19 protein-coding genes are annotated in these 19,308 nt (G+C 34.0%); 15 read left to right on the top strand and 4 right to left on the bottom strand.

Annotated elements, in window-relative coordinates; all coding sequences use genetic code 11:
- Positions 1-4: 4 nt before the first annotated feature.
- Positions 5-385: a hypothetical protein gene (locus tag NEH74_RS11380; RefSeq protein ID WP_055305621.1), complete on the bottom strand. Its 381-nt coding sequence runs from the start codon at positions 383-385 to the stop codon at positions 5-7.
- Between the two features lie 233 nt (positions 386-618).
- On the opposite strand from NEH74_RS11380, the gene yjeM reads away from it, so the two are divergent.
- On the top strand, positions 619-2,118 hold the full coding sequence (gene yjeM / locus NEH74_RS11385; protein ID WP_055305620.1) for a glutamate/gamma-aminobutyrate family transporter YjeM: 1,500 nt from the start codon (positions 619-621) through the stop codon (positions 2,116-2,118).
- A gap of 21 nt (positions 2,119-2,139) precedes the next feature.
- Here the strand turns inward: yjeM and NEH74_RS11390 are convergent, their stop codons facing one another.
- The 3 genes from NEH74_RS11390 to NEH74_RS11400 are packed head-to-tail and all read right to left on the bottom strand — an operon-like array spanning position 2,140 to position 5,390.
- A complete protein-coding gene (locus tag NEH74_RS11390) occupies positions 2,140-2,652 on the bottom strand; it encodes a hypothetical protein (RefSeq protein ID WP_055244925.1) in 513 nt (170 codons plus the stop codon).
- Positions 2,653-2,663: 11 nt separating this feature from the next.
- The gene (locus tag NEH74_RS11395) at positions 2,664-3,998 is read right to left on the bottom strand and encodes a TldD/PmbA family protein (protein WP_055244927.1); all 1,335 of its coding nucleotides are present in this window, start codon (positions 3,996-3,998) and stop codon (positions 2,664-2,666) included.
- 3 nt (positions 3,999-4,001) lie between these two features.
- The gene (locus NEH74_RS11400; protein WP_055305619.1) at positions 4,002-5,390 is read right to left on the bottom strand and encodes a TldD/PmbA family protein; all 1,389 of its coding nucleotides are present in this window, start codon (positions 5,388-5,390) and stop codon (positions 4,002-4,004) included.
- 289 nt (positions 5,391-5,679) lie between these two features.
- Here NEH74_RS11400 and NEH74_RS11405 point away from each other — a divergent pair, with 289 nt between their 5' ends.
- The 14 genes from NEH74_RS11405 (at position 5,680) to NEH74_RS11470 (ending at position 19,305) form a co-directional block, all read left to right on the top strand.
- Positions 5,680-6,174 carry a hypothetical protein gene (locus NEH74_RS11405; RefSeq protein WP_055305618.1) on the top strand — a complete coding sequence of 165 codons (495 nt, stop codon included), beginning with the start codon at positions 5,680-5,682 and terminating at the stop codon, positions 6,172-6,174.
- A gap of 94 nt (positions 6,175-6,268) precedes the next feature.
- Positions 6,269-6,736, top strand: coding sequence for a class D sortase (locus NEH74_RS11410; RefSeq protein ID WP_144436969.1), 468 nt, complete (start codon positions 6,269-6,271; stop codon positions 6,734-6,736).
- Between the two features lie 171 nt (positions 6,737-6,907).
- Positions 6,908-8,704, top strand: coding sequence for an ABC transporter ATP-binding protein/permease (locus NEH74_RS11415; RefSeq protein WP_055305616.1), 1,797 nt, complete (start codon positions 6,908-6,910; stop codon positions 8,702-8,704).
- Positions 8,704-10,377 (top strand): thiol reductant ABC exporter subunit CydC, encoded by a 1,674-nt coding sequence (gene cydC / locus NEH74_RS11420; protein WP_055244936.1) that lies wholly within the window; start codon positions 8,704-8,706, stop codon positions 10,375-10,377. The genes NEH74_RS11415 and cydC overlap by 1 nt, the downstream gene beginning before the upstream one ends.
- Positions 10,378-10,456: 79 nt before the next feature.
- A complete protein-coding gene (locus NEH74_RS11425) occupies positions 10,457-10,759 on the top strand; it encodes a nitrous oxide-stimulated promoter family protein (RefSeq protein WP_055244938.1) in 303 nt (100 codons plus the stop codon).
- Between the two features lie 18 nt (positions 10,760-10,777).
- A complete protein-coding gene (locus NEH74_RS11430) occupies positions 10,778-11,179 on the top strand; it encodes a YbaN family protein (protein ID WP_055244940.1) in 402 nt (133 codons plus the stop codon).
- Between the two features lie 12 nt (positions 11,180-11,191).
- On the top strand, positions 11,192-11,503 hold the full coding sequence (locus NEH74_RS11435) for a hypothetical protein (protein WP_055305615.1): 312 nt from the start codon (positions 11,192-11,194) through the stop codon (positions 11,501-11,503).
- A gap of 388 nt (positions 11,504-11,891) precedes the next feature.
- Positions 11,892-12,584, top strand: a complete 693-nt coding sequence (locus NEH74_RS11440; protein ID WP_262941398.1) for a Crp/Fnr family transcriptional regulator — start codon at positions 11,892-11,894, stop codon at positions 12,582-12,584.
- 141 nt (positions 12,585-12,725) lie between these two features.
- Positions 12,726-13,721, top strand: coding sequence for an anaerobic sulfite reductase subunit AsrA (gene asrA / locus NEH74_RS11445; protein WP_237252360.1), 996 nt, complete (start codon positions 12,726-12,728; stop codon positions 13,719-13,721).
- Complete coding sequence (gene asrB, locus NEH74_RS11450; protein ID WP_055305612.1) at positions 13,721-14,515, top strand: anaerobic sulfite reductase subunit AsrB; 795 nt, start codon at positions 13,721-13,723, stop codon at positions 14,513-14,515. The genes asrA and asrB overlap by 1 nt, the downstream gene beginning before the upstream one ends.
- 13 nt (positions 14,516-14,528) lie before the next feature.
- Positions 14,529-15,500, top strand: coding sequence for a sulfite reductase subunit C (gene asrC / locus NEH74_RS11455; protein WP_055305611.1), 972 nt, complete (start codon positions 14,529-14,531; stop codon positions 15,498-15,500).
- Positions 15,501-15,571: 71 nt separating this feature from the next.
- Positions 15,572-17,659 (top strand): molybdopterin oxidoreductase family protein, encoded by a 2,088-nt coding sequence (locus tag NEH74_RS11460; protein ID WP_055305610.1) that lies wholly within the window; start codon positions 15,572-15,574, stop codon positions 17,657-17,659.
- Position 17,660: 1 nt separating this feature from the next.
- Complete coding sequence (locus NEH74_RS11465; RefSeq protein WP_262941399.1) at positions 17,661-18,071, top strand: 4Fe-4S dicluster domain-containing protein; 411 nt, start codon at positions 17,661-17,663, stop codon at positions 18,069-18,071.
- A 1-nt stretch (position 18,072) separates the two neighbouring features.
- Complete coding sequence (locus NEH74_RS11470) at positions 18,073-19,305, top strand: NAD(P)/FAD-dependent oxidoreductase (protein WP_212725500.1); 1,233 nt, start codon at positions 18,073-18,075, stop codon at positions 19,303-19,305.
- The last annotated feature ends 3 nt before the right edge of the window (positions 19,306-19,308 follow it).

A 19,308-nucleotide genomic window follows, 5' to 3' on the forward strand; every position in this document is an offset into this window, starting at 1 on the left:
TTAATTATCTCCTACTCGATTCGAGTGCCATTTCAAGAGGGAGCGATTGAGTGCAGAATAGATTAGGGTAATCTAGTTGTAAGTTTAGTTCACTCTGAAGAGTATCAATGAATGTTTGGTACTTCTCAGGCGATTTTAAAATCTGTTCTAAGCGACTTTCGATCTCATCATCTGATAGTGGACGTAATGAATATTCTAATACTCTATGTTCATTTGAAGAGGCAAAGACGATTTCATACTCAATCATTGTTCGTTCAATCACATGAGATGTTTTAATAAATCCAAAATAATCTAAGCCTAAATCATGACGATGAATATCTTTGTTTTTAAATTCAATTTGTTGAACAAATTGATAAGGTTTAAAAATTGGTTTGGGTTCTAGCATCATTTTAGCTCCTTTATAACTATATCTGTTAACGATTACAGTAATAGTTTAACGTATTCTTTTTAATAAAAAGAGGGAAAAAAGACGAAAAAAACTTTATAATTGTTGACAGAATTCGAGTTAAATTGGTATGAATAAAAGTATAACTATTGGGAATGTTAAGAAAGAAAATTAAATATTGTTTTGAGAAAAAATTAAGTAAAGTTTATTTTATTAGTGAGAGAGGTTAAAGAATGACGAAAAGTGCAACAGGAAAACTAACATTAGTATCATTAATCTTGATGATCTTTACATCTGTTTTTGGATTTGCGAATATGCCACGTGGATTCTTTTTAATGGGATATGCGGCTATTCCTTGGTATATCATTGCAGCAATTACTTATTTTATTCCATTTGCCTTCATGATTGCAGAATTTGGAGCCGCGTTTAAAAATGAAAAGGGTGGAATCTACTCATGGATGGAGAAGTCGGTAGGACCACGCTACGCATTTATTGGGATTTTTATGTGGTATGCTTCTTATGTGATTTGGATGGTGAACGTTGCTTCAACCATTTGGATTCCATTATCAAACATGATTTTTGGACATGATACAACAAGTCAATGGGGTGTATTTGGACTTTCAAGTACACAAGTTCTAGGACTTTTAGGAGTGGCTTGGCTAATCCTTGTTTTTGTTTTAATTTCTCGCGGATTAGAAAGCATTAAAAAGGTAACATCAATTGGTGGCTCAGCCGTTGCTTTATTAAATATTGTACTATTAATCGGTGGAATCCTAATTTTAATTTTAAACAAAGGTCAATTAGCTCAACCAATAGCAGATGTTACGCATGCCTTTACAAAGTCACCAAACGGAAATTATCAAAGTGTTGTCGCTACGCTATCATTTTTAACATTTGCTATTTTTGCATTTGGTGGAACAGAAGTTGTTGGTGGATTAGTCGATCAAACGGAGAATCCCGTTAAAACATTTCCTAAAGGGCTGTTAATTGCAGCGGGAATTATTTCGTTAGGTTATATCATTGGAATTTTTATGATCGGTATCTTTACAAATTGGACTAGCGTTTTATCAGGTTCTGGTGTAAATACAGGGAATGTAGCATATATTATTATGCAAAATCTTGGTTATGAGTTAGGTCATGCTCTTGGTTTAAGTGAACAACTTTCACTTCAAATAGGTTCTTGGGTAGCTCGTTTTGTAGGATTGTCAATGTTCTTAGCATTAAGCGGAGCATTTATGACGTTATCATATAGTCCATTGAAACAATTAATTGAAGGAACACCAAAGAGAATTTGGCCAGAATCATTAACGAAAACCAAAAATGGATTACCTGTTAATGCAATGAAAGTTCAAGCGATTATTGCGATTATTTTAATTCTACTTGTTTCATTTGGGGGGGAGTCAGCCGCTAAATTCTTTGACAAATTAGTGTTAATGACGAATGTTGCGATGACCATTCCTTATTTATTTATTTCAATTGCATTCATTTCGTTTAAACGAAAAGATGAAATCAAAAAACCATTTGTAATTTATAAAAGTAAAACAGTAGCAATCGTTGTTGCTTATATTGTAACAGCCGTTGTTGGATTTGCGAATGTATTTTCAATTGTGGAACCATTAACTACAGGAGATTATGATAAAACGTTATGGATGATGGCGGGACCAGTATTCTTCAGTATTATTGCAATTGTTTTATATTCACTATATGAAAGAAAAGTAATAAAAAAATCGTAGAGAAATCTACGATTTTTTTTATTAGAAAAATAGTGCGGTTGGTACTAAAAATAAGTAAGGTGCAGTACAAATGGCAAGTAATAATGCCATTTTCTTTTTTGTTTTTGGTTCTAATGATAACTGTTTAAAACTAACACGGTAATTGAATTCATAAATACAGATTCCAGAAACTAAAACGGCAATCGAGCACCAAATGATGCTAAAAATTGAACTGAATGGATCATATGAAACTGGATAAAAGACATTATCGTACCACCAATTAGAGATGACACTGTTTTGGATAAAAAAATCACTTAAATAGATACTAAATAGAATGAGAGCACCAATGAAGTCGGATAAAAAACCAAATCCCCAAATCTTTAGGATAGTTTGTTTGTAAATCATCCAATAGTTTGATTTAACGAATAGAAAAAGTGAAAGAAGTAGGATGAGACTATCAATGAGGAAATTAGCTGGTAAAACAATCAGCCATGTCATAGGAATAAAGATCAGCATCCAAATGGGAAATATCAAATTATAGAGTCGGTTCTTCATTTTAGTAACTCCTATTCACCAGCTACCGCTAATGATTCAATCCAAAGGGTTGGAGAACCTACATTTGAAGGACCAAAGTCAAGGTCATTACCAACACCGACGATGTGATTGAGTACATCAAAGAAGTTACCAGCAATCGTCATTTCGTGAACTGGTTTTGTTACTTTTCCATCTTCAATTAAAAATCCACTAGCTGATAGTGAGAAATCTCCTGAAATTGCATTTAAACCTGCATGTAATCCTTGAACATCCGTCACATAAATTCCATTTGATACTTGTTGAAGGATTTCATCAAAGCTTGTTTGTTGTGGTTTAATATACATATTACTTGGTGAAATATTGACAGAACTTTTAAAACTAGCACGCGAAGCGTTTCCTGTTGGCTGAACATTAAATGTTTTAGCTGTTGTTAAGGAATGTAAGTAAGTATTAAGAATTCCTTTAGTGATAACTTCTTTTGCAAATGTTGCCACACCTTCACCATCGAATGATGAACTTCCCATTCCATTTTCTAAATGTGGATCATCAATAATCGTGATCAGTGGGTTAGCGATAGATGTTCCAACTTTATCTTTTAATCGGGATAAGTCTTTTAAAACAGCTTCTGCAGAAAAGATACCACTCATCGCTTCTAAAATAGAGCCTGCAACTAAATTTTTTAGAACAATCGGGTATGTTCCTGATTTTACTTTTGTTGCTCCAAGTTGTGAAAGAGCGGCAGAAACGATTTTTTTAGCCAGTGATTTTGGTTCGTAGTCATTAAAATCTGTACTAATGATGAAGTCTCCATCGTTTTTATTTTCTCCATTTTCAGAAACTAAAACACTAACATATGTATAAGCAAAGTTTTGACGTTCTGAGACATCTAATCCTTTTGTATTTTTAAGAGCAACTTCAGTTGTTCCATTTGAAAAGGCACAATAGTCTACGGATTTAACACGTGAATCTAAAGCAAAACATTCGTTTTCTACTTCTTTTAAGAAGTTAATTTTATCTAATGCACTGACTTCATTAAAAGATTCATTATAAAGATTTAAAGAAACATAGTTATCATTTCCAGCATATAATTCTTCATTTTCATCTTTTTCAATTAACAGGGCATTATCAATGACGCTAGATACGATGAATGGGATGGATGAATCATCACATTTTTCCGTATATGTATAGCCCATCTTACCTTCATAAACCCCACGAAACGATAAGCCTTGTGTTTTTGAAACAGAGTAAGAATCAACATTTTGTTCAAAAACTTTACATGAAAAGTTATCATTTTTAACTACATAAACTTCCATATCTGTTAAGCCTGCTTTTGATCCTGCTTCAAATAATAAATCTAAATTAATCATCTTTTATTCCCCCTTTGCTCCACCAACAGTAATTTCTTTTACACGAAGAGCAGGCTGACCAACATCAGTTGGAATTGAACCACTGGCAGCACCACACATTCCTTGAGCGCGTGCTAAGTTTTCACCGACCATATCAATTTGGTGTAAAATAGCTGGTCCATTACCAATGAGTGTTGCACCACGAACGGGTTCAGCAATTTTTCCATTACGAATAATATATCCTTCATTAACGGCAAAATTAAAGTCACCTGTTCCAGGATTAACTGAACCGCCCCCCATACTTTTAGCATAAAGACCATACTCCGTGTTAGCGATAATTTCATCGCGTGTGTTTGGACCTTCAGCAATAAATGTATTGGTCATACGTGAGGTTGGAGCAAAACGATAATTTTGACGACGTCCAGAACCAGTTGATGCCATCTTCATACGACGACCATTTAATTTATCAATCATGTAACTTTTTAAGATCCCATTTTCAATTAATACTTTACGTTGTGTTGGTGTTCCTTCATCATCAACATTTAAAGAACCCCAAGCATTTGGAATCGTTCCGTCATCGATGGCTGTCACAATTGGGTTTGCTACTTGTTCACCTAGTTTATTGGCAAAGACAGATAGCCCTTTTGCAACAGAACTTGCCTCTAAACCATGTCCGCAAGCTTCGTGGAAAATCACGCCTCCAAATCCATTATCGATAACAACTGGCATTTTTCCACTTGGACAAGGGCCTGCATTTAACATGGTTACCGCTTGACGAGCAGCATCATTAGCATAAAAATCAAGATCAAGATTTTCGATAAATTCAAAGCCTTGTAAAGCCCCAGGACCATGTGCGCCCGTTTGCATTTCTTTCCCATTTGAAGCAACGGCTCGAATGAAAAGGCGAGTATAGACACGAGTATCTTCCACTAATGTTCCTTCTGTGTTAGCAATTAAGACATGTTGTTTTTTTTCAGATAAAGCAACAGCGCTTTGACTAATTGATTCGTGATAGTGTTTAATCGTGTCACTCACTTGACGCATTTTTTCAACACGTCGTGAAGCAGGCATTTCACTTAAATCCGTTTGAATGATATGTTGGTTAATAATATTTTGTCGAATAAGATTTAATGGTTTCCTAATGACCTCACCTACAAGAGCTGATGCAATTTCACGAGCTGTTTTTAACAAGTTTTCACGTGATGAATCATTTGTATATCCGTACACTGAATTTGTTCCTTGGAATAATCGAATTCCAACTCCATAATCTTGTCCGCGATTGGCTTTATCTACTTTGCCGCCAACCATATCAATGGATTGGGATTCTGTTTGTTCAACATAGATTTCAGCAAAGTCTGCACCTAATGACATTGCTTCATCTAATACATCTTTAATTAATGCTTCATTTAGCATAGGTTGGATTCCCCCTTTTTTAAATTTGAGGTTATTATACCATATTATGTTTTAATAAACAGAAGAGGATATAGATAAAAGGAAATATTTTCTAATCGATTAGTTGTTATAATTTAAGATGAATAGTAAAAAATAGTTATATCTATATAAGAAACAATTATTCTCGTTAATCATAGACGGATGATTGTTTATAGGATTAAGAGTAATTAAGGAGGTTTGAGTCTTTTAAATCTGGTCCAGTTAAGAGGGCTCATTAATCTGTTAGTATTTTATATAAAAAGGTGATTGAATGAAAAAAATAGTTAAAATCATGTATCTCTTATTAACTTTATGTCTTTTTTCAAAGGTTTCAGTTGAAGCACAGACATATCCCGAAGCTATTAGTTATATTAAGGTATCCGCATTTGAATCAGCCAACCAAAGTAATCGACTATCTGATGTTTTAATTGGAGTATTTACGCCAGATGGAGAACAGTTAGGTGTTTATCGAACTAATTCTGAAGGAGAAGTACTGATTGAAGTTACACCTGGTCTTATTGAGTTAAAAGTCTTACAATCAACAGAAGGTTATGAAGTATCCCAGCAGTATCAAGTGATGAGTATTGATGCTTCTAATATTGATTTATATGAAGTAGAGTTTCCTCATGAGCCCATTAATGTAGTTGATGCACGGAAGATGCCAACAACAGGCCTTTCTCCTATCTACTTTATGAGCAGTTTCGGTGTTAGTTTAACTTGCTTAGGCGTTCTTATTGTACGATACCTAAATCATGAAGAAGTCTAATAACATCATTTTATTTTTCTTAATTTTTAGTTTGCTCATAGTTACTCTCACTCCTTCTTATCATTTATTAAAGATGAATATTAATTAGCAGCATTTGCAACAGTGGCAACCTGCTCAAGGATTTATTTTGTTTCCAGATACCAATCTAATGACGGCTACTTTAAAGAAGGTAACTGATGTTGGATCCATTGTTGGGCGTGCTCAATTTTTAGAAGAGTCTTTGATTATAATTGAAGGCGTTGAGAAAGAACAACTTGAACAAGGGTTAGCTCACAATCCACTCTCATTACTTCCAGGTAGGAAAGGAAATTGTTTAATTTATGGGCATCGAGAACAATTTTTATGGTCCCTAAAAGATCTTAAAGTTGGAGAACCAATTATCATTGAAAGCGTTGAAGGAATTTTTTATTATGCGGTTGATGAAATTTCAATTAGACTTCCTAATGATCCTTATATTTTTGAATCGACGGAGGAGAGTGTATTAACCTTAGTGACTTGTTACCCATTTGTTTATTATGGTCTGAATAAAGAGCGCTACGTTGTGAAAGCAACATTGAATTAGAGTCTAACGATATCGTTAGATTTTTTTTATGGATAAAAATGTTGAAAAGGGTAAAGAAGTGAATATAGTTATAAAAATTAGAAAGATCTATGCTATACTAGAAAACGAGAGTTAATGATAATCATTATCATAGATAACGTTAAGCGGAGAAGAAATGGAGTTGAAATAGATATGATGATCAATAAAAGGCTCATCTCGATTTGTGATGAATCCAAAAAATATATGGGGTTAACTATTTTATGTAGTTGGATTGGGATTATTTGTAATATCATTATTGTTTTATTAATTGGTCAATTAATAAATGTGATGGTAGCGGGACAAACATTAAATTTGACTAGTGGATCACTATGGACAGCAATGTCGGATTATATGTTAACGAAGCATGTCTCATTAACGATGGGGATTATTATTATTGTAATTGCCCTAATTGTTAAATTAGTGAGTCACCATTTATATGGGACATTTTCATATAAGTCATCTGCGAATGCACGTGCGACATTACGTCGTTTAGTATATGAGAAATTGTTACGTTTAGGGATGGATTATCAGAAATCTGAAAAGACATCAGGAGTTGTTCAACTTTCAATTGAAGGAGTAGAGCAGTTAGAAATTTACTTTGGTAAATATATCCCTCAATTTTTCTATTCACTTTTAGCACCTTTAACACTATTTGTTGTTATTTCGTTTATTTCATGGGAAGCGGCGTTAGTCTTTATGTTATGTGTCCCACTAATTCCCGTATCGATTATTGCCATTATGAAAGTAGCAAAACGTATTTTAAAAGAGTATTGGAATAACTACGCTAATTTAGGAGATACATTCTTAGAAAATTTACAAGGTTTAACAACGTTAAAAGTTTATGGTCAGGATGATCAAAAACATATTGAAATGAATGAAGAGGCCGAAGCTTTCCGTCGTATTACGATGAAAGTTTTAAGTATGCAATTAAATTCAATTAATATTATGGATTTAATTGCATTTGGTGGATCAGCACTTGGAACAATTGTTGCTCTTTATCAATTTAAAAATGGAAATCTTCAAGTTGGAGATTTAATTGTGATTATCTTATTATCATCAGAATTCTTTATCCCACTTCGTTTATTAGGTTCATATTTCCATATTGCGATGAATGGGATGGCGGCTTCAGATCGTATTTTTGCTTTATTGGATACAGAAGAAGAAGTGGTTCAGTCTCCAAAAGTGATTCCGGCTAGCGATCAGTTAAATATTAAAGTTGAAAATGTAAACTTTAGTTATGATGGCCAACGTCAAGTCTTAAAAGATATTTCATTGGACTTAACACCGGGTGGTTTAACTGCTATTGTTGGAGAGAGTGGAAGTGGTAAGAGTACAATGGCCGCTTTGTTATTGGCGCAAAAGAAAGTGAATCATGGGCAGATTACTTTAAATGGAGTTCGCTTATCTGACATTGCACCTGAGGAGTTATATCGTCACGTTTCATTAGTATCAGCTCATAGTCACATCTTCAAAGGAACACTTCGTGATAATTTATTAATGGCCAACCCAGCTGCAACAATGGAAGAGATTGAACAGGCATTAAAAACAGCGCGTTTATATGAATTTGTAACTAGTTTACCAAATGGATTAGAAACAGAAGTAGCTGAAAACGGAAGCTCCTTATCAGGTGGACAAAAGCAACGTTTAGCGTTAGCACGTGTTATTTTAGCGAATCGTCAAGCGATTATCTTCGATGAAGCGACATCAAATATTGATGTTGAAAGTGAAGAAGCAATTTGGGATGCAATTTATGATTTATCTGAAACAAAAACAATCATGGTTATTTCGCATCGTTTATCAAGCGTGAAACGTGCGAAAATGATTCATGTCTTTAAATTAGGAGAATTAGTTGAGTCAGGTACACACGAAGCTTTAATGAGTCAAGATGGAGTATATGCACACATGGTATCTGAACAACAACAATTAGAGAGCATTAGAGAGGTGAGATAATGCAACGTCAATCTGGATTTAGTATTATGAAGCGATTAATCTTAGAATTGAAACCATTAATTTTCGTGATGTTAATCACGATTACGATGGGAGTTCTAGGATTCTTAGCAGCAATTGCCATTGCTAGTTTTGCTGCTGTTGCGCTTGGAACAATTGTAGAAGGACCAACCATCGTTACGTTCCAAGCAGCCATTATTATTATGGTGGTTTGTGCCGTGAGCCGTGGGCTATTACGTTATGCTGAACAATTATCAGGACATTACATAGCCTTTAAAATTTTATATCTGTTACGAGATAAAATCTTTACGAAACTTCGTACGTTAGCACCGGCGAAATTAGAAGGAAAAGATAAAGGGAATTTAATTTCATTAATTACTTCAGATATTGAATTATTAGAAGTATTCTACGCGCATACGATCGCACCGATCGCAATTGCTTTATTAACAAATAGTATGATTGCAATCATTTTATATTTCATTCATCCTGCTTACGGATTTGTTGCTGCTGCATATTTTATTTTAGTTGGAGTTATCGTACCTTACGTATCATCAATACTTGTGAAGACGGCAGGGGTCAACTATCGTCAAGCATTTGCAAGCAGTAATCAATATATTTTAGATTCATTACGTGGCTTAAAAGAAATCTTATTATTTAATCAAGGACAAGAGCGTTTAGCTGCCTTAAATGAGCAATCAAATCAGTTAAATAAAAGTGTTCGAAAAATTAAAGATCATGAAGGATTTGTAACTGGATTAACAGGGGTTATCATTACTTCAGCGATGTTAGTTTTCGTTGGAATGGGGTTCTATTTCTATACAACGGGACAATTAAGCTTAACATTAGTTTTAGTGGCATTAGTTATTATTGCTTCATCATTTGGACCGGTTGTCGCATTAAGTAACTTATCAAATACGTTAGCTCATACGTTTGCATGTGCACAGCGATTATTTGATTTATTAGATGAAGAGCCACAAGTCACTGAAGTTGAAGGAATGGCAACAGTTGAAATGAATGAGTTAGCCTTTGATCAAGTGACGTTTACTTATCCAAATGGAAAAACTCCGATTTTTAATGAAGCTTCTGTTTCGATTAAAAAAGGAGATAAGCTAGCGTTAATTGGGCCAAGTGGAATTGGGAAAAGTACGTTCATAAAATTATTAATGCGTTATTTTGATGTTGAAAAAGGATGCGTTGAAATCGATGGCACAAATATTTCAGAGATTCCAACAGCTTCACTTCGCACAAAACAAACATTGGTTAGTCAAGAAACTTATTTATTCAATGATACGATTGCAAACAATATTAAAATTGGAAAAGCCGATGCGACATTAGAAGAAGTCATTGAAGCAGCGAAAAAAGCATCCATTCATGAATTTATTGAAACTTTACCAAATGGATATGAAACAAAAGTTGGAGAGCTTGGAGGAATGGTGTCTTCAGGCGAAAAGCAACGTTTAGGATTAGCACGTGCCTTTTTACATGATGGTGATGTTTTAATCTTAGATGAGCCAACAAGTAATTTAGATGCACTAAATGAAGGATCAATTCTAAAATCGATCAATGATTATAATAAGGATAAAACGATTGTTATGATTTCACATCGTAAATCGACAACAGCGATTTGTGATCAAGTCTATAAGTTAGAAAATCAAACATTAATTTTACAAAAATAAATAGTAAGGATTAGGCTCTCCTAGTCCTCTATTTTTAGACAATTAATGATAATGATTATCGTTGATAGGAGTGGATAAGATGGCTAAGGGAAGAGTAGAACGTGAAAAACGCGTGATTAAATTAATGATTGAATTATATTGTCATAAAAAACATCAACATAAATCACATGGATTATGTGATGAGTGTCAAGAATTATTAACTTATGCTCATAAACGTTTAAGTTTTTGTAAGTTTGGAGATGAAAAGACAACTTGTCAGAAATGTCCAATTCATTGTTATAAAAAAGACATGAAACAAAAAGTAAAAGATGTGATGCGATTTTCTGGACCACGTGTCTTAATCTATTCACCTATTGAATTTTTCCGTCACATGTTTTATTAAGAAAGGGAGCGAGCTAAGATGAAAAAAATAACAAAAGCATTATTAGTATTATGTGGTTTAATTTGTGTGGGATTGGGGTTATTAGGGGTTATTTTACCGATATTACCAACTACACCATTCTTATTATTAGCATCCGTTTGTTTTGTCAAAGGATCAGATCGATTTGATTGTTGGTTTAAATCAACAAATTTATATAAGAAGCACTTAGAAAGCTTTGTTCAAAATCGACAAATGACACTAAAACAAAAATGGACCATCTTATTAACTGCCGATATCATGCTTTGTTTCCCTTTCTTTCTTGTTGATAATTTACATATGCGAATTTTCTTAATTGTGTTAGTGATCGCGAAGTTTTATTATTTTATGTTTAGAATTGAAACGATTCCCGCTGGTTCTAAAAAAGAAAAAAGTTTAAGCTAAGGAGAGATTAAAATGTTATCACATGGATGTTTTTTTGCTGCGTTATTAGTTTACTATATTCCAAAAGCTTTTGGTAAAAAGACGAGGTTTATTATTAATTTACATATGGTGTTAGGAAGTTTATCTGTCCTTGGAATGCTATATGAAACAGCAATGAAGTTTGGGACAGATAGTTTTCTTAAATATGTTGGTTTTTCGTGCGTAATGTTAGCGATTGCCGGAACGGGTTATTTAATCACAAAGAATGGAAAACCAAGTGTCAAGTGGCATATTCTTGCGACTTTATCATTCTTTGCTTATTTAGCTTTAATCATTATTTTATAGGAAAGGATTTTAGCGGCGGAGATAGAGTAGAAAACTAGTTAATACAATTTTTTATTATAGGAATATTAAAATGTAAGTCATCATTTAAAAAAGCTATCTTTAGTTAGGCACTTGCTTAACTAAAGATAGCCTTTTTATATTTAAGAGGTAAAGAATAAAGGATTAAATGATAGAGAATGAATAGGGTGAGATGTTAAATTTTAAATAATCATTTGAGTTAGAAAATGTAAGTTTTTTTATTGTAAAACTAGAAAGAATGAGATGGATGTGAGGGGGATGGAAAAAAAAAACACTTTAAATTATGATAAGAATTTGTATGATAGAAGTGAAAGAGTAAAAAATTTAAAGGTGGCCTAAACAGAATTAGGCGGTTAAGAAGGAGTGTTATATGGAAGTAGTAAATGCGGAAACATTACGTCATATCGAATTATTTTCGAGTATTAAACAGGAAAGTATGGATGAATTATTAGAGTGTATGAGAGTTGCTAAGTATAAAAAAGGGTGCTATATCTTTAGAGATAAAGAGTTAATCGATCAAGTTTTCATTGTCTTAAGTGGCAAGGTATCGATTTATAAACTGAGTGAAGTTGGAGAAAAACGAGTCATTTTTATCTTAGATAAAGGACATTTGCTCAATGATAATCTAGGGAATCAACTTCCATGCGCAATTGACTGTGAATGTTTTGAAGCTTCTACTATCCTTATTTGTTCAAAAGAGAAATTTATTAAAATCATGGAGAATGACCTTGCTTTAACTCAAGCTGTTATAAATCAATATTGTTCGAAGTTAAGACGAACATATCGGCAATTAAAAAATGCTCCAACTAATATAGCGATGGAACGAAAGTTAGCCGCAAAGTTATATCGTTTATGTCGAGATTATGGAGTGCAAATTGATGAGGGTTATTTAATTGACTTACCTTTAACGGTTTCTTATTTATCTCAATTATTAGGAGCACAGCGTGAAACTGTTTCAAGGGCTTTAAAAAAATTAATCGCCGCTAATTTAGTTGAATATGAAAATAAAAAAATTAAAGTTATCTCCATTGAAGCTTTAGGTGCATACCATAAAAATATATAAATGTACACTAATATGCACAACTTGTGATGAAAATCGCTCATTGTGTGATTTTTATCACGGAAAAAAATTGTGAAATAGAGTACAATGACCTCGTTACAGTAAAGAACTTAAGAAGCGAGGTCTTTTATTATGGGGTTAATTATGGCAAGGGCTAATTTCAATGAAGTTTTAGAAGAATTAGCAAAAAAGTATGTAATTTATGCACCAAAGAAGTATGAAGGAGAAGGAACTTTCTCAGATACGCACCGTGTTCGTTACGGGGAAATCAAATGTATTGAGGAAATTGAATTTAATGAAAAATCAAGTTTTTCGTACAAAGAGGTATTATTACCAATTACACAAACATTATTCTTCTTTACAGAAACAGAAGTCAAAGAAGCGTCAATGAATGAACAAAATCTTTTAATCTTCTTACGTAGTTGTGATTTACATGCAGTTCGTCGTCTAGATGAGATTTATTTACGCAATGGTTTTGAAGATATTTATTACAAAAAATTCCGTGAGAAAGCAAAATTTGTTGTCATGGGATGTGAAAAAAGCTTTAATAACTGTTTTTGTGTCGATATGGGAACGAATACGTGTGATCATTATGAGGCGTATATTCATTTAGCAGAAGATCAAGTGGCATTTGATATTAAATGCGAAGAACTATTATCAGATGCAAAACTTAAAGCGATGGAGACGACTGAAGTCACACCAAAATTCGTGACAGAAAATCCAGTTCATGTTGAGATTCCTGAAAAATTAGATTTACGAATTATCTATTCTGACATGTGGGAAGAGTATAGTGAGCGTTGTATTGCTTGTGGACGTTGTAATTTTGTGTGTCCAACGTGTACATGCTTTACGATGCAAGACATTTTCTATCAAGACAATCATAAATGTGGAGAGCGACGCCGTGTATGGGCATCATGTCAAGTAAATGGATATACAGATATGGCTGGTGGACATAAGTTCCGTGAAAATAAAGGACAACGTATGCGATTTAAAGTGATGCATAAAATTTACGACTTCAAAAAACGTAATGGATATCATATGTGTGTTGGTTGTGGTCGTTGTGATGATGTTTGTCCAGAATATATTTCGTTCTCTAACTGTATTAACAAACTAGGGAAAGCAATGGATGAGGTGGAATAATGACAGTAAATGAGTATATCCCGTTTTTATCAGAAATCAAAGATGTAATTCAGCATACTGAAATCGAGTTTACATTCCGTATGGCTTATCAAGGTGAGGTTAAACCTGGTCAATTTTTTGAAGTTTCACTTCCAAAATACGGTGAAGCGCCAATTTCAGTAAGTGGCATTGGTGAAGACTATGTTGATTTAACAATACGTAAAGTTGGAAAAGTAACAAATGAAATCTTTAATCACTATAAAGGACAACATTTATTCTTACGAGGACCATATGGAAATGGTTTTGATGTGGCGAACTATGAAGGAAAAGAATTAATTGTCGTAGCTGGAGGAACGGGATTATCTCCAGTTCGTGGTGTGGTTGATTATTTCGCAACAGATGCTAGTCGATCAAATGGATTTACATTAATCACAGGATTCAAATCACCAGAAGATGTATTATTCAAAGCCGATTTAGCTAAATGGCGCGAAACATCAGAAGTCATTCTAACGGTTGATAAAGCAGAAGAAGGTTATGAAGGACATGTTGGATTAGTTACAAAATTTATTCCAGACTTACCGATTAAAAACTTAGATGATGTTCAGGTCATTGTCGTTGGACCTCCAATGATGATGCATTTTACTGTCCAAGAGTTCTTAAAACGTGGAATTGCTGAACAAAATATTTGGATTTCGCAAGAACGTAAAATGTGCTGTGGAATTGGAAAATGTGGTCACTGTAAAATTGATGACACTTACATTTGCCTAGAAGGTCCAGTATTTAATTACACTAAAGGGAAAGATTTAATTGACTAAGGAGGGTGTCAGCATGGATGTGAATACTAAGCTTTTAAAGAAAAATGCGTTTCGTGTAACGAAGCATCGTGGGATTACAGCTTCTCGTGTTAGGGTTCCAGGTGGAGCGCTTCAAGCTGAATATTTATTAAAAATTTATGAAATTGCTAATACGTATGGAAATGGTGCTGTTCACCTTACCACACGTCAAGGATTTGAAATCCCTGGTATTAAATTTGAAGACATTCCGAAAGTCAATGAATTATTACAGCCAATCATCGAAGGGCTAGATATTAATCAAGAGATTCCTGGAAAAGGATATACAGCAGCTGGAACACGAAATGTATCAGCTTGTATTGGTAATAATGTGTGTCCTTTTGCAAACTATAATACGACAAACTTTGCAAAACGTATTGAAAAAGCAGTTTTTCCTAATGATTTACACTTTAAAATTGCTTTAACAGGATGCCCTAATGACTGTATTAAAGCACGTATGCATGACTTTGGAATTATTGGGATGACTAAGCCTCAGTATGACAAAGATCGTTGTGTTTCGTGTGGGGCTTGTGTTCGTGCTTGTAAGAAAAAAGCAACAGGTGCTTTATCATTTGTGAACTATAAAGTTGAACGTGATCATTCAAAATGTATCGGATGTGGAGAATGTGTGATTAACTGCCCAACAGCAGCATGGACGCGTAGCAAAGAAAAGTACTATCGTTTAGCTATTATGGGACGTACAGGTAAGAAAAATCCACGTTTAGCAGAAGACTTTATTGTTTGGGTAGATGAGGATAGCATCGTTAAAATTATCCAAAATACATATAAGTATGTAACAGAGTATATCGCAAAAGATGCACCTGGTGGAAAAGAACACATTGGTTATATCGTGGATCGTACAGGATTCATGGAGTTTAAAAAATGGGTGCTTGAAGATGTTAACTTAGGTGAAGATGCGATTGTTAAGCATAATATTTACTGGAGTGGGATTCGCTACGTTCAAAATTAATTTAAATTAGTTAATTTAGGAAGCACTTTAGATTCATCAAGTTTATGCGCTACTATTGAAAGGAGATACTTATGAAAAAAGTACAGTCGACATGTAATTATTGTTCATTAGCTTGTAATATCGATTACATGGTAGAAGAGAACAAAATTGTAAAAGTCATTCCGACAAAAGGCTATCCAGTTAATAATGGATTCTCATGTATTAAAGGATTAAATTTAGATAAACAGCACTCAGTTTATAAAGCAAATCCATTACCACGTATTAAAAAAGAAGATGGAACATTTGAACATGTTTCATGGAATGAAGCTTTTACTTACACTGCCAATAAATTAAAAGAAATCCATGAACAATATGGTCCAGAAAGTATTGCCGGAATCAGTACCGGACAATTAACGCTAGAAGAAATGGCGTTATACGGACATGTCATGCGTAACTTCTTAAAAGCTAACGTAGATGGAAATACACGCTTATGTATGGCGACGAGTGTTGTAGCACATAAACAAAGTTTTGGATTTGACGCACCACCATATACATTAAATGATTTAGAATTATCAGATACAATCATTTTAATCGGAGCAAATCCAGTCGTTGCTCATCCAATTCTTTGGGGACGTATTAAAGCGAACAAAATTGAAGGTAAAAAAGTGATTGTTATTGATCCACGTTATACAGAAACAGCAAAACGTGCCGATCATTTCTATCGCTTAAAAGCAAAGTCTGATTTAACATTAATGTATACATTAGCTAACGTATTAATCGAAAAAAATTGGATTGATGCAGCATACATTGAAAACCATACAGAAAAGTTTGAAGAATTCAAAACATTTGTTAAAGACTTTACATTAGATAAAGTTGAAGAGAAAACAAACTTAACAGCTGAACAAGTATTAGAATTAGCAACAATGATTCATGAAGGGAAAGCAGTTTCACTTTGGTGGACAATGGGAATTAACCAAGGATATGAAGCGGTGCGTAATGCGCAAGCCATTATCAATATTGCTTTAATGACAGGAAATATGGGACGTCCTGGTACGGGAGCCAACTCAATTACTGGTCAAAGTAATGCCATGGGATCACGTTTATTCAGTAATACAGCTGGTTTATATGGTGGGGGAGATTATGATAATCCAGTTCGTCGTCAAGCAGTAGCAGAAGCATTAGGAATCGATGAATCATGGTTACCATCTAAACCAACGTTACCATACAATGCGATTATCGAAAAAATTAATGCTGGAGAAATTAAAGCATTATGGGTTCTTTGTACAAATCCACGTCACTCATGGATTAATAATGAAACATTTAAAGAAGCAATGGATAAATTAGATTTATTCATCGTTCAAGATATTTATGATGATACAGATAGCTCACAAGATTGTAGTATCTTCTTCCCAGTTGTTCCTGGAACGAAAAAAGAAGGAACATTAATCAATACGGAACGTCGTTTATCTGCTGTACGCCCGGCTTTATTAATGGAAGAAAATGAAATGACTGATTTCAATGTTATTTTAAATGTTGGTAAAGCCCTTGGAATGGGGGACTTACTTGATGGATGGAAAACACCTCAAGAAGTCTTTGAAAAAATGAAAAAATGTTCAAAAGGAATGCCATGTGATATTACAGGTGTTGATTATAATGCTTTAGTGGATTCAAAAGGAATTCAATGGCCATTTAAAGAAGGGGACACTTTAACGGAAAATGAGCGCCGTTTATTTGAAGATGGACAATTCTATACACCAAGTAAAAAAGCTCAATTTATGTTTGAAGCTGTTACAGACAATCCATTACAATTAACTGAAGAATTCCCATATGTTTTCAATACAGGACGTGGAACAGTCGGTCAATGGCATACACAAACACGTACACGTGAAATTGCTTTTGTTAATGATGCAGTTTCACACGTTGCATATGTTCACATCAATGAAGAGTTAGCGAAAGATTTAGGAATTAAGCATCAAGAAATGATTGAAATTACATCAATTAATGGTGTGACACGTCGTTTCATGGCGATGGTTTCAGATACAGTGGCTTACAACGAATTATTTGCTCCAATTCACTATATAGAGACAAATGCGTTAACACCATCTGTTTATGATCCATATTCAAAAGAACCTTCATATAAGAGTACACCAGTACAAATTAATAAAGTGAAAGGGGCTTAATATGAAACGTATTAAGATTGATAGAAGTAAATGTATTAGTTGTTTAACTTGTGTCACAGCTTGTGTCGTGTCTCACGAAAGCTGTGATTCAAGAAACCGTGTAGTTGTTGATAGCGAAGGAAAAAATTCACCAATTTTCTGTCGTCATTGTGATTTACCTGAATGTGTTTATACATGTATGACAGGTGCAATGTCTAAAGATCAAGAAACTGGTTATGTTCAATATGATGGAACACGTTGTGCAAGTTGCTATATGTGTATCATGGCATGTCCTTATGGGGTTTTAAAAGCAGATCGCTTAAAACAAAAATATATTATGAAATGTGATATGTGTACATCACATGATGCAAAAACCCCACAATGTGTGGCGAACTGCCCAATGGAAGCTATTACACTTGAGGAGGTAAAGTAAGATGAATTATGTAGTTGTAGGTGCCTCAGCAGCAGGAGTCAATGGAGTTAAATATATTCGTCAACTAGAACCGGATGCAAATATTACCTTAATTTCAAAGGACGAGCATATTTATTCACGTTGTATTTTACATCATTACTTAGAAGGAATTCGCGATATTAAAGCGTTAGAATTCGTAGAAGATGGATTTATTGAAAAAAATAATATTAACTGGATTAAAGGGGTTGGGGTTGAAAAAATCGAACCAAAACAAAAAGAATTAATTTTATCTGATGGACGTACGGTGTCATATGACAAAGTCTTATTAGCAACAGGTGCATCAACCTTCTTCCCACCAGTTAAAAACTTAAATGATGCAAAAAATGTCTTTGGATTAAGAAACTTAGATGATGCGATTGAAATTAAAGAAAAAGCTCAATATGCAAAAAACATCGTCGTGATGGGAGCAGGACTTGTTGGAATTGATGCTTTAACGGGATTATTACATTATGGAAAGAATTTAACATTAGTTGAGTTCAAAGGACATATGTTATCAATTCAGTTAGATAAACGTGCAGCTAAAACATATCAAGATGCGTTTACAAATGAGGGAGTAACGCAATATTATGATACAGCCGTTCAAGAAGTGATCATGGATGAAACAGGGGCTGTCAAAGCATTAGCTTTATCGAATGGATTAATTATTGACTGTGATTTCTTAATCGTCGCAACAGGTGTTCGTTCAAATGTTGCTTTCTTACAAGATAGTGGCATTGAATGCGATCGTTTCGGATTAATCTTTGATGAGTATGGACGCACAAGTGATGAATCTGTTTACGGTGCAGGAGATATTTCAGGACGTAATCCAATTTGGCCAGCTGCTGTAAAAGAAGCCATTATCGCAGCAACAAATATGTGTGGACATAAACGTGAATTAACTGATTTCTTTGCAAGTAAATCAACCATGAATTTCTTACATATTCCAACCATGTCACTTGGAACACCAGAACCAGCTGATGAAACTTATAAAGTTGACATTGAAGAAGACGGGCAAGGAAACTATAAAAAAATTATTCATAAAGACGGTGTCATTTATGGAGCTCTTATTCAAGGAGACTTATCATATAGTGGTGTATTAACGCAGTTAATTAGAGAAAAGATTAATATTGATAAGGTTGAAAAATCAATCTTTAAAATCGATTATTCGGATTTCTTCCACTTAACAGATAACTGCCAATTTACATACAATGATTAATTG

The organism is Turicibacter sp. GALT-G1 (assembly GCF_025594995.1).
GTDB classification, from domain to species: domain Bacteria; phylum Bacillota_I; class Bacilli_A; order MOL361; family Turicibacteraceae; genus Turicibacter; species Turicibacter bilis.